The following is a 12,478-nucleotide window of genomic DNA, read 5'->3' as shown; positions in this document are numbered from 1 at the left end:
CGAGGGCGTGCCGGGGTGCCGCCTCAGCACCCGCAGGTGCTGTGCGTCGAGGGGATGTCGGGGGTGTCGTCGCCCGGTGGGTGCGGTGGCCGCGGTGGGTCCGGCGGGTCGTCGCACCACAGGTCGGGGGGTTCCAGCAGCACCTGCTGCAGGGTGGCGGAGGTGCGCTCCCGCAGCCCGCGCCTCGGGTTGATGACCCAGCGTCGTAGGGGGTCGACGCTGCGTGGTGGTCTGACGTGCGGCACGCCGTCCACCATCCGCACCGCCCAGACGCCGATGGTCACCAGCACGTGGTGGCGCGTGCAGAGCAGCACGCCCTGGGAGACGTCCGTGGGGCCTCCGTGCGCCCACTCGTGCACGTGGTGGGCCTCGAGCCACCCGGGTGGGGCGGTGCAGCCGGGGATCGCGCACCCGCCGTCGCGTGCGAGCATCGCCCGGCGCTGACCAGCGGAGAACAGGCGCACCGCCCGTCCCAGGGAGAGCGCGGTGGCGTCGGCGCCCTCGCACGAGAGCCGCACGGCCTGCAGCGACCCCGAGCAGGCCAGCACCCGCAGCTGCGCGGTGGTGAGGGCGCGGCCGGTGGTCTCGCAGTGCGCCGGCTCGGCGCCGGGCTCGCCGCGCAGCGCGGCGTCGGTGGTGGTGACGATGACGCGGGCGGGCTCTCCGCCGCGGGTCTCGTCGCTGGCGCGCCCGGCGCGGACCACCCGGGACAGCGCGTCGGCGCGCCGCTGGGGTGCGGTGCGAGGGTCGCGGACGGGCACCCCGGCCGACGCACCGCCCCGGCCCTGGCTGTGCTGCTGGCCCGTGTCGTCGCTCGCCGGCCGGCCCGCGTCGTCGTCGTCGTCCACCGCGGCGGCCGTGGCGCCGTCACCGGAGCCGTCGAGCCCGGGCAGCGCGTCCTGCTCCGGCGCGAGCGGTGCGCGGACGGTGGGCTCGGGCTTGGAGAGGTGGTCGATGGCGGCCTTGAACTCCGCTCCGGCGATCGGGTCGAGGCGCCCCCGGAACTCCACGGTCCCGTCCTCGTGGACGGTGTAGGTGAGGTACCGCTTGTCGATGTCGTCCGGGTCGAAGCCGCGGTCGGCGCGGTCCGGGTCGAGCCGGTGGGCGAGCGCGATGCACGCCAGCCGCGCCTGGGCGTGGGTGAGGTCGGGCAGCACCCTGGCGAGGGTGGCGTCGGCGGCGGGGCCGTGCTCGCGGCGGATGCTGGCGGGAAGGTCGGCCACCGTGCGCTGCGCCAGCGCGGCGACGTCCGTGGACAGTCGCCCCTCGGCGTGGACGGCGCCGACACGCCCGAGCCCCACCTGCGAGGTCCCCGCGGACGGCCCCCCGTCCGCCGCCCCGGACTGCGTTCCGTCCCCCGGCTCGCCGGCGGTCACCGGCACGACCGGGGCCGTGAGCACACCCGCCAGCCGCACTTCGGCACCGGCGCGCTGCGGGCTGGCGCCGGTGTGCGTGAGCACCAGGTCGACCAGGGACGTCGCGCCCAGGGCGCGCACCTCGTCCGGGGTGAAGCTGGCCAGGGTGCGGACCAGGGCGGCGTCGAGCACGTCGCGCGCGCGGGACGTCTGCTGCAGCGCCTGCACCCGCTGCTCGGGACCCACCGACGCCAGGTACCAGGCGGCCTCGGCGGCGGCGTCGGCACCGGCCCGCGCGGTGGCCAGGGCGTCGGCCAGCGGTCCCGCGAGCGGCAGCGGGGGCAGGTCGGGGAGCAGGGCGCCGTCGTCGTCCTGCTCGGTGTCAGGACGGGGTTCGGCGCCGAGGGCGCCCGGCGGCAGCGGCTCGGACTCCCACGCGCCGCCGCCGCCCGCACCACCGGTGTCGAGGGAGCCCTCGTGGGGCGTCTCGGCGCCGATCCAGGTCATGGGAAGGACGCTAGGGGGCACCACCGACAGTCGAACGGCCGTGCAAAGCCGCTGCACAGGAGCATGATCTCTGCAAGTTGAAGAGCACCCGGACGGAGCAGCACGCCACGTGGCGTGACACCGGCTCTGGACGCTGACCAGGTCGTGGGGGGGGTCGACCCGTGACCGGGATAAAGCCGGAGCTCATCGGCCGGATGGTGTGCGCCCACCGCTGCCAGGTCGCGTACGTGTCCACGGCGTCCTGCTCCGGGAGCGGCCCTCCGGTGGCTTCGTGATCCGCGCCCTGGAGCGCCACCGCGTCGGGTGGGAGGCGATGCGCGTGTCACCGGACGGCGAGCTGCTGACGGATGAGGACGGCCTGGTGCCGATGTCCATCCACTGGGTGCAGCTGGAGGTGACCCGGGCGGCGTACCGCCGGACGTCGGGCCCTTCCGGCGCGGCTGCGGCGACGGTTCCCGTCAGGCGTCGGTCTCCGGGCGGGCGTAGTCGTCCTCCAGGCGCACGATGTCCTGCTCCTCGAAGTGGCCGAAGGCCACCTCGAGGATGCGGCCGGCCCGCGTGCCGGAGTTGCCCAGGCGGTGCAGGGACCCGGCGGGGGTGTAGACGCGCTCTCCGACCTGCGCCGTCCACCGCCGCTCGCCGACCTGCACGTCCAGGGGGACGTCGAGCACCTGCCACAGCTCGTCGCGCAGGGCGTGCTTCTGCAGGGACAGGCGGCAGCCGGGCTCGACGGTGATGAGCTTGACCGTGCAGTGCTGGTTCAGCACGAACTGCTGGAACTGGCCCCAGGGCCGCTCCGCGACGAAGACCGCGCTGCGGCGCTGGTCCTCCAGGTGCTGGGCCGCGGGGGACTGGTCGGTCGAGAGCTGTGCCGTCACCAGCCAGATGATAGTGGTTCTCATCTGTGGTCGGTGTGCTCTCGCCGCGGCCCAGCCCGGTCGCTCCGGGGGTCGCGGCCTTCGCGTCGTGAGTGGTGCGCTGCGGGTCGGCGCGCCTCCCCGGCGTCATCCCGCGGAGGGACGACGGTGGTCGGGTGCGTGATCTCCCGCCTGCTGCGTCCGGTGCGTCCTCGGCGGGGCCCGTCAGCCCGGCGGACCGGCTGGACCGGCTGCGCCGGCTGCGGCTCGCCTGCTCGACGGGGGCCGTCGCGCTGAGCTGCGTCACGAGCGCACTCCTCGGTGTCGGGCCCGCCGCAGCAGCGCCGGTGCCCCACACCCCCTCGTTCACCGTGGTCGCCGGTGGTGGTCCCTCGACCTTGGCGACGGCCACCACCGGCACCGGCGCCGACGTCATCTTCCCCGAGTCGGTGGCGCTGGAGCGCTCCTCGGGCGACCTCTACATCGGCAGCTCCAACGACGGGCTCGTGGCCCGGCTCACCCCCAGCGGGGCGATCAGCGTCGTCGCAGGCGGGGGCCTCACGGCCCTGGTCTCGGCCACGGCCGCCACCGACGCCCAGCTGTTCCGCCTCTCCGCCGTGGCAGCGGACTCCGTCGGCAACGTCTACTTCGCCGAGCAGTCCGCCGACGTCGTCGCCAAGGTCACCCCGTCGGGGAGGATCAGCGTGGTCGCGGGAGGTGGCGCCACCGCCGTGGGCTCGGCGACCGCCGCCACGAGCGCCCAGCTGGACGACCCCAGCGGGCTGGCGGTGGACCCCGCCGGCAACGTCTTCATCGCCACCGCCGGTGACGGTCGCGTCGTCAAGGTGACCCCGTCGGGTGGGATCAGCGTCGTCGCTGGAGGCGGTTCCACGGCGCTCGCCTCGGCCAGCACGGCCACCAGCGCCCGGCTCTCCTCCCCGGGAGGGGTGGCGGTGGACTCCTCCGGCAACGTCTTCGTCGCCGCTACCGGTGACGGTCGGGTCGCGAAGGTCACTCCGTCGGGCGGGATCAGCGTCATCGCGGGTGGTGGTTCCACGGCGCTGGCCTCGGCCAGCACCGCCACCAGCGCCCAGCTGGTCTCTCCCGGAGGGGTGTCGGTGACCCCGGACGGCGACGTCTACATCGCCGTCACCGGCTCCAGCCGCATCGCGCGGGTCACGTCAGCGGGTGCGATCAGCGTGGTGGCTGGGGGAGGGGCCGTGCACCCCGCGTCGACGGCCAACCCCACCAGCGCCCAGCTGGACCGGCCGTCCGACGTGGCGGCGAGCGCCACCGGCGACGTCTACATCGCCGACCACAACAACAACCTCATCGAGAAGGCGACCGTCCCGTCGGGGACGGTGCCGACCATCGTCCTCCCCGCCATGTCGAGGGCCGGCACGGTGGGTTTTCCGTACACGCTGCCCGTCGGCGTCTCCGCCGGTTCTTCGGCGGTCACCTGGAGCATCACCGCCGGCTCGCTGCCGCCCGGCCTGGCGCTGGACACCACCACGGGTGCGGTGCGCGGCACCCCCACGGCGGCGGGGACGACGACGTTCGACATCACGGCGACGACGGCCGCGGGCCGCGACACCGAGTCGACGGCGATCATCGTGCTCCCAGCGCCGCCCAGCAGCGGTGCGCGTCCTGGCCTGCCCCCGCAGCAGCTGTCCACCGGCTCACCGCTGGTCGTGGGGCTGGGGGCGCGCACGTTCGCGCTGAACGCCGTCGCCACGGGGGCGGGGTCGACGACGGGGCAGGGAGTGGCCGGCGGGAGGCTGAGCTACAGCAGCGCCTCGCCGGCGGTGTGCTCGGTCGACGCGTCCGGAGTGGTCACCGCGCTGAAGGCGGGCACCTGCTCGGTCAGCATCACCGCCGCCGCCACCTCCACCCACTCCGCCGCGGTGAAGACCCTCGACGTCACCATCACCGACGCCCGGACGTCCGTGGTGGCCCTCCCGGCCGGCCCGCAGCGCTTCGCCGGCGCCGACCGGGTGGCCACGTCGGCCGACATCGCCTCCGAGGTCTTCGCCACCCCCTCCACCGGCACCAGCCGCGACGTGGTGATCGCCACCGCGGCCTCCTACGCCGACGCGCTGCCCGGCGCCCGCCTGGCCGGGCAGGTCGGCGGACCGCTGCTGCTCACCGACGCCGGACGGCTCAGCGAGCAGGCCGCCGCCCAGGTCGAGCGGCTCGTCGCGGCCGGGGGCACGGTGTACGTGCTCGGTGGGGACCGGGCCCTGTCCGCGGCGGTGCAGCAGGCCACCGACGGCCTCGTCGCCGGGGACTCCGTGGTCCGCCTCAGCGGCGGGGACCGCTTCGAGACCGCCGTCGCCGTCGCCGACGCGACCACACGGCGTGCCGGCGACGTCGGCCCCATCTACCTGGTCACCGGCCGTGACTTCGCCGACGGCGTCTCGGTGGCCGCCTACGCCCAGTCCACCGGCGGGGTGGTGCTGCTGACCGACGGGGGCACGATGCCCGCGGTGACCGCCGCCTACCTCGCGGCGCACGACCCCACCGGCACCCGCGCCATCGCCATCGGCGGCCCGGCCAGGGCTGCCGCCGCCTCCGCGGGGCTCGTCGGCGCTGTCGAGCGCGCCGTCGTCGGGGCCGACCGCTTCGAGACCTCCGCCCAGCTCAGCGCGGCGATGCGGGCAGCCGCACCCGGGATCCCCAGCACGGCCACCAGCACGGCCACCAGCACGGTGGCCACGGTGGGGCTGGCCGGTGGGACCTCGTGGCCGGACGCGCTGTCGGGCTCGGCGGCCATGGCGGCCCTCGGTGGTCCGCTGCTGCTGACCGCCACGGGCGTCGACGCCGTTCCGACCTCCACGGCCTCCGCCCTCGGCCGTCTCCAGGCCGAGCGGGTGCTGGTCTTCGGGGGCGCGTCAGCGGTCACCGAGGGGGCCTACGGCAGGGCGGGCGCGCTGCTCAGCCGGTGACCCGGGGAGGAACCAGCTGGGGGGTGGTCATCAACGACACCACCAGCGTGCCGGTCTTCCCCGGACGCACCAATGTCAAGGCTCAGGTGCCCGCCCACCTCGGCGTCTCCTCGTGGAACGGAACGCTGGCAGGCGGGCAGCGGGGCGACGTCACGCTGCGGGTGGGCATCAGCCAGGCGGGTGATGCCGCCGTGCAGAAGGCGGTGCTGACCTCGCTCGACCGTTGTGAGCGGTCGACGGTCTTGGAGCCTGCTGGCTGTCCCCTGGGCTACTCGGCCTACTGGATCACCGCCAGCGACGTCCGGTGGACGTACACGCCGAAGACCCGCAGGAGCTGGGCGACCGAGGTTGATGACGACGGCAGCGTGCGCGTCTCCGGCACCGCCGAGGGAACGGTGAGCTACACGTACACCCCCTCCTACGCGCCCTCTCGCCAGCCCTCGACCGACTCGGACTCGGGTCGTGCCAGCTACCGCGGCACCATCACGTTCGACGGTGATGGCGGCGCCACCTTCCGGATGGGCTCGTGACGGCGCCCCGCAAGCGGGCCAGGCCCCGGTACGGGAGGCGGGCAGCAGCACCCCTGCTCGCCGGGGTGGCAGCGGCCCTGCTGGCGGGCTGCGACCCGGGAGACGTCGTCGCGGCGTCTCAGGAGCCCGTTCCGGCGGCACCCTCATCGGTGGCGCCCAGCGAGGACTCGGTCGCGGCCGCACCCGTGCGCACCGTCGAGCCCACGCCGACGGCCACCCCCGCGGCTGACCCGCTCGCCGTGCTCCGCACCGTCGCCTGGGACCGGGTCTCCTACCCCTTCCCCTGGACCGGCTGGTCCGGCACGCAGGACCACTACACCGTGGCCGAGCGCAACGCGCAGACGCCGCTGACCTCGGCCAAGCTGCTCGGCAGCTCCTACGCCGTGGTGGACGGCGAGGCCCGGGCGCTCGCGGTGGTCATCACCGACGCCGCGGGCACCTACTCCCAGCTCGAGCCGGGACTGGAGATGTCCACGGCCAACGTGGCGGAGGCGTACGTCTACGCGCTGCGCGACGGGGAGCTGCAGCTGATCGGGCAGGCGATCACCGCACCGGTGCTGGGGGAGAGCAACGCGGAGTCGTACTGGCCGCAGTGGATGGGCTTCGAGCTCACTCCGTCCGGTGCGCGGGTGTACAGCCAGACGCAGGGGCAGGGCTACCAGGGCGGGTGGGTGCGCTGCGCCCTCACCCCGGAGCCCAACATGCACCTCGCTTCAGGGACCAACCTGGCCTGGGACTTGCACGAGCACTACGACGCGACGTCGTCGGGCCGTGAGCCGGACTGCACGCCGCTCGACGCACCGGAGTCCAGACCGCCGCACGGCGACAACGTGCTGACGTGGGACTTCATGGACAACGACACGACGCTGCCGCTGCCCGGGGAGAACTGGGCCCACATCGATTGACCAGGACGACGACGAGGCTCCGCTCCCACAATCGGTAGCGGAGCCTCGTCGTCGTCCTCCGCTGCCGGGTGCAGGCCGTAGCGGGCTGCGGCACGCAGACCTCGGCGACCCCATCAGAGGGCGATGGCGACAGCTTCGGCTCGAACGCCGGAAAGCCCAGCCCCTCGCGGGCCGAGATGAACGGGGCCGTGGTCGTGGTGGCCAGGTCGATGGCCGTGAGCACCTCCTTGTCGATCGGACCGGGCGGATCGGCGCTGCTGGAGAGTCCCCACGTGCCAGGTGCCGTGGCTTCCGGGGACGACACTGCGGACGAGCCCGCACCGCTGTGCTGCAGTCGTGGTTCCTGAGAGCGGCAGCTCCTGGCCGCCGCTGGAGCAGTTGCCGAGCCGCGCCCGGTCGAGGTGGCGTCGTCGCCACCACGATCACCACTGGGTCAGCGCCGCCTCCACAAGTCGGTGTGCGGCGTCAGCGTCTGGACCTGCGTCGGCACGTGGCGGCGCACCAGGAGTCCGTGCGGGCGTTGGAGGCGCTGAGAGTGCGGGAGGCGGGGGCGCGACCCGGCTGCGCAGAGGTCGTCTGATCAGCAGATCGCTGACCGGTCGCGCCGGCCGGACAGGCGGGTTCTGGCCTCGGTGCTGTGGGTCGCCTCCGGCCGCCGCCCTCCCCTATGACGCCATCGGCCGAGGGCGCGGCGAGATCCGCCATGGTGTGTTCTCCCCAGCGGTGAGCCCTCGGTACCCCGCCACGGCCAACGGCATCGCTAGCGGCGGCGCGGTCACGGGCATCGGACTCGCCGGGATCAGGGCCAAGGCGTCCGGGTACGACGTCGTCGTCCCCTAGGACAGGCCGTCGAGGCACCGGTGACGCGTCGAATGGCAGGTGCGGTCCTCGCATCGCTCGTGCTCATCACCACCGCAGCGACGGCTTGCTCCGGCCGTGCCCCGACGATCTTCGAGGACCCGATGGTGTCCCCCTCCAACGCTGGCACAACGGGACCGGGGGCGGTGACCCCGCCAGAAGGGCACGACGCTGTTCTCCAGGTCGCAGCCGAAGGTCACGTGGACCCTCCCACTGGGGAGGGGGCCTCGCCGGACGCCATGCTGGTGACGGCGGTCGGCCTGGCCGCGAGCAACGGGTGGCAGGTGGAGGCACGGTCGGCGGCCAGCGCGGTCGGGACAAAGGGCGATGAGCGGCTTGCACTTGACGCGGGTGGAACACCGGCATCGCTGTTCATCGTCATCACGTCGCCATAGGGTTCGACCCAGCGGCGTTGGCTGATCGTGGCAGCAGCCGACCTGGCCGCCTCGTCGACAGGTCGAGGGTGACCACCTCGATGGTGCGTACGGCGTCAGACAGCTCCTGGGCCTTGCGAGCAAGCTCATCGACGAGGCCGAGTCGCTCCTGCTGCGCCACGGTGCGCTTGCGCGGATCCTCCTTGGGCGTCTGCTTCCACATGGGGTCGTCGGGGTCAGGCCAGACCACGACGTAGACCCCGTGCGCACCCGGGACAAGACCGAGGTACCGCTCAGCAAGCTGATCCTGGAGGCCGTTGAGCAGGTCCCTGTTCCAGGCGCCCTTGACCTCGACCAGCACGCTCACGGTCTCGCGCTGGTCGGCACCTGCCTGGACGGTCGCGTCGAGGCGGATGTCAGCTCGGTCCCCGATCCCGGTTGCCCGAGTTCGGAACAGGTGGGCCTCCGGCTGAACGATGACGCCCCTGGCGCTGAGCAGATCTTCGAGACGGTCGGCGAGGTACTCGCTGATCTGCTCCTCCTCCTTCGGGCGACCTGCATAGGTGTCCCACAGAAGGCGGGCCCCGCCAGCGGAGAGTCGCTGCTGCACCTCTCGAAGGGCCATGACGGTGGCCTTCCGCAGGTCTGCGGCACTCCGCAGGGGGAGCGAGTGGGTGTGCGGCAGAGACATCAGCGTTCTCGGCTCGACCGGAACCCACGTGCGTGTCCGGTGCGCCGACCTGGCCAAGAGGAGCTCGTGTCGCATGTACTCGCTGTCTGGCAGTGTCACCACGACGCGTTCGAGGGCCGCGACCGCGTCAGCGGACGCGTCGGCACGCAGTGCTGCAGCGAGGGCAGCCGCCCACTCGCTGAATACGTCGTCCTGCCGCCAGGCCCGCGGCAGTTGACCGGCGTTCGTGGCACCGGATTGGGCCATCAGCCACACGATGAGGTTGGCGGCCACGGTGGGCTCCACTTCGGGAGCTGTGTCGGGACCGAGCGAACCGATGCTGATCACCGCCTGCCGGAGGACATCAGGTCGGTCGGTGATGAGCGAGTTGATGGTTTCATCGGACGCGAGGCTGTCGAACCGCAGCAGGACGATGGCGGAGCTCACGGCCGTGTCAGGCGACCCCTCGGCGCACTGAGTGGCGAGCACTGGGCGCACCAGGAGCGGCACGTGCGTCAGCAGCACGCGAGCGACATCGATGTGCGTCACGCGCGGGAGGCCGAGGGCCAGCCGCTCGAGGAGCCGGTCCGCGAGCCCGTCAGACCACAGCAAGCGGGCCTCGACATCGATGAACGATTGTTCGCCGATGACTGACGCCGCCGCCACGGCCGCGAGCAGCGCGTCCTCCATGACGTCCCGGGCATGAGGCATCGCTCGCTCGATCAGAGAAGTCTTCTCGATGCGGTTCATGCCGAACGGACCCCACGACCAGCGCACGATCGGCTCTCCCCACCGCCGCCACGCCTCGGGGGTCACCCTGTTGAGGGCGTCGGGTCGTTGGGCGGTCAGGGTGACGAGCGCTCGGACTCCTTCCTCGCCGTGTCGACGCTCGGCCGTGCTGTCCTGCGGTGACGCTGAACACGAGCCGAGCCCTACGTACTGCTCGGCCGCGTCAAGCACGCGCTCGCGGTGGACTTTCGGGAGGAGGCGCCAGCGGGGGCGCTGGGAGAGGTCGGCTGCATGCGAGCCCAGGGAGGTCGGGTCGACGTCTCGCCCCGACACGAGCCAGGACACGTCGAGGAAAACATCGACCAGGCCTCCCTCGCACTGGTCAAGAGCTGCCTCGAGGAGTGCGCGGTTCTCCGCGGTGAGCCCGGTCCTGCGGGGCGCAGAGGGTGGGGTCAGCGCGGGAGGGCGAGGCGAGCCCGCGTCGTCTGGGACGTGGAACCGGGCGAACACCCGAGGGTCATTCACCGGTACCTGGTGCTCCTGGTCAAGCAACCAGGCGCGGTCCTCTGGTCCCAGCAGACCTCCGAACGAGGGAGGGACCATGAGCATGTGCACCGGGTCGTTCGGCCCGGCGGCGCAGATGGTGAACAGCGCGAGCCTGCGAGGGTCGGCGAGAGCGGGGAAGGTGCCGTCGGGTTCGGCTGGAACGGCGGGCAGACCCGCCCGGAGGCGCTTCAGCAGCAGGGTCGTGCATGCCACGGCGGCGCGGCCGACGTCGAGGTGGTTGGCGCACAGCACGAACGCTGCGGGGACGACGACGTCGAGGTGCCCGTCCTGCGGCCCGGGGTCTGCCTCGAGGAGGAACTCGGCCGAGGCCTCGATGTCGTCTTGGGTCAGCCCGCCGGCGATGTGACGAGCGGCCGTGTCGAGGTTCCCCCCGATGTGGACTCGGGGGTGTGTCGTACTGAGGTGCTGCAGGGCTTGACGTGTAGAGATCCGACGGGGCCAGCAAGCGAGGATGCCCGCTCCGACGAGCTCTCCGAAGTCGTCCTCGTCAGGCGGTCGGACCAGCACCTCGACCAGACCATCAGCATCGTTGCGCTCACCGGCTGCAAGTGTGGCGCGGGCGCGCAGGTGGACCGGCTCTGTTGGGTCGAAAGCGATCTTCACGAGCTGGTCGCCGAGACCCGGCGGCTGGAGTTGCCGTGCGACGTCGACGGCGAGCACCCGGGCCTCGACGGCTGGGTGCTCGAGGAACCCAGCCAGCTGAGCGCTGAGTCCCGGGTGGTCGAGGTTGCGGTAGTCCGCGGACCACGGTCGTAGCGCATCGCCTGCGACCACCTGCTGGAAGAGGGCGTCCGCGACCGCTGCTCGCACGTCGGCGTCCGGGATGTCGAGCTGCCCGACGAACGCCGCCGGATCGGCCGTTGCGAGCCACGAGAAGCGACGGGCGTCGGCGAGCACCAGCCAGGCTGCTATCCGAGAGGTCTGGGGAGCCAGACGGCCGTCGCCGGCCAGCAGCAGCTCGGCGACACTCTCGTCATCGAGCGCGCGGACCCAAGCGGCCGCGAGGTGCTCGCCCACGGTGGCGTGGGTCCATCCGGTGATGTCGCCGTGCGAGTGGAACAGCCCTGACCGCAGGACGTGCCTCAGCTCACTCCTGCTCACCGCCGAGATACCGGGCAAGCCGTGCACACCGTCGAGGAACCGTTCTGACGTGAGCGTGCCGTGCGGAGCCGTCGACTCCGTGGACGTCCACAGCCGCGGGAGTCCCGCGAAGGTGTTGACGGCCGCCACCTGGCTCGCGATGTCCAGGGATCTACGGGCGGTAGGGCGGCTGTCGTCTCTGGACGCTGCGTACTGCCGACGGGGCGAGCGTTCCTCGGCGAAGGAGAGCAGCCCCTGCTGGTAGAGGTCCCACGTCGATCCAGGGAGCTCGCCGGAGGACTTGAAGGCCGCCAGCAGCAGGTTGAGCGTCATCGGTGCTGCTGCGAGCGCCCCCACGCGGCGCTGCGCGACCGCCGTGATGAAGGCGCCGTCGTCCACACCCGCTCGCGCGGCGACCTGGCGGATCGCGTCGAGGGTGAGCGGGAGCAACTGCCAGGTGCTGACACCCCGAGGAAATGCCCTCGCCAGCGAGTCGGTGAGGAAGGTCGGCCAGTCTGCGCTGCGGCACGCCACGCGGAGCCACAACCGGTCCACGGGCCACCGATGAAGCAGCCGCTCGAACTCCTGCGTGAAGTCCTCGCGGCGGTGCTGGGGCTCGTCGAAGGAGTCCAGGACCAGGCACAGCTCTCCGCCACCGGCTTCCCACGTTCGCACCTCGGGTTCCTCGCGGAGGAGATCTTCGAGGTCTTCTCGGCCCAGTCGCTCGAGGTCGACGCGCGCTAAAGGCACCCCATGAGGAGCGAGCACCAAGCGATCGCGGATCGCCGTCGTCTTGCCCATGCCGGCGGGACCGAGCAGCACGGAGCACCTCTGGGTGAAGGGCGCTGATCTCGAGGGAGCCGCCACTGGTGCAAGGGCGGGCACAACTGCCCAAGGCTCAGCGGACGGCAGGGCTTGCGATGGCTGCGCCAGCCATCCCCTCTCGTCCATCGACGGGGTGGCATCGAGAGGGAGCCAGTACCTCTCCGTGGGTGTCAGGAGGGCTGCGGGCACGCCGCCTCTCTACCAGGCGTGTGCGACTCCGGGGAGAAAGCAGGGTGCAGCGGCCCAGGTCTGGGCCGTCCTTGGCGGAGGGCTGCG

Annotated in this window: 6 protein-coding genes; 3 read left to right on the top strand and 3 right to left on the bottom strand. The window is 72.7% G+C overall.

From position 1 onward, the window contains the following. Positions 1-23 precede the first annotated feature (23 nt). Both H7K62_RS21025 and H7K62_RS21020 read right to left on the bottom strand, forming a co-directional pair. Entirely contained in the window at positions 24-1,862 is a 1,839-nt protein-coding gene (locus H7K62_RS21025) for an HNH endonuclease signature motif containing protein (RefSeq protein ID WP_186722466.1), read from the bottom strand. A gap of 458 nt (positions 1,863-2,320) precedes the next feature. Next, positions 2,321-2,740: a phosphomannose isomerase type II C-terminal cupin domain gene (locus H7K62_RS21020; protein WP_222438006.1), complete on the bottom strand. Its 420-nt coding sequence runs from the start codon at positions 2,738-2,740 to the stop codon at positions 2,321-2,323. Positions 2,741-2,895: 155 nt separating this feature from the next. On the opposite strand from H7K62_RS21020, the gene H7K62_RS24410 reads away from it, so the two are divergent. Genes H7K62_RS24410 through H7K62_RS21005 form a run of 3 tightly spaced genes read left to right on the top strand, consistent with a single transcriptional unit; the run spans position 2,896 to position 7,099 of the window. After that, complete coding sequence (locus tag H7K62_RS24410) at positions 2,896-5,664, top strand: cell wall-binding repeat-containing protein (protein WP_186722462.1); 2,769 nt, start codon at positions 2,896-2,898, stop codon at positions 5,662-5,664. A gap of 23 nt (positions 5,665-5,687) precedes the next feature. Beyond that, positions 5,688-6,194 (top strand): hypothetical protein, encoded by a 507-nt coding sequence (locus H7K62_RS21010; protein WP_186722454.1) that lies wholly within the window; start codon positions 5,688-5,690, stop codon positions 6,192-6,194. Next, a complete protein-coding gene (locus H7K62_RS21005; RefSeq protein ID WP_186722451.1) occupies positions 6,191-7,099 on the top strand; it encodes a hypothetical protein in 909 nt (302 codons plus the stop codon). Before H7K62_RS21010 ends, H7K62_RS21005 begins: the two co-directional genes overlap by 4 nt. A 1,239-nt stretch (positions 7,100-8,338) precedes the next feature. On the opposite strand, the gene H7K62_RS21000 is transcribed toward H7K62_RS21005, so the two are convergent. Next, complete coding sequence (locus H7K62_RS21000; protein ID WP_186722449.1) at positions 8,339-12,199, bottom strand: NACHT domain-containing protein; 3,861 nt, start codon at positions 12,197-12,199, stop codon at positions 8,339-8,341. Between the last annotated feature and the right edge of the window lie 279 nt (positions 12,200-12,478).

Source organism: Quadrisphaera sp. RL12-1S (genome assembly GCF_014270065.1).
GTDB lineage: Bacteria > Actinomycetota > Actinomycetes > Actinomycetales > Quadrisphaeraceae > Quadrisphaera.
This window is presented reverse-complemented; position numbering and strand designations above follow the sequence as displayed.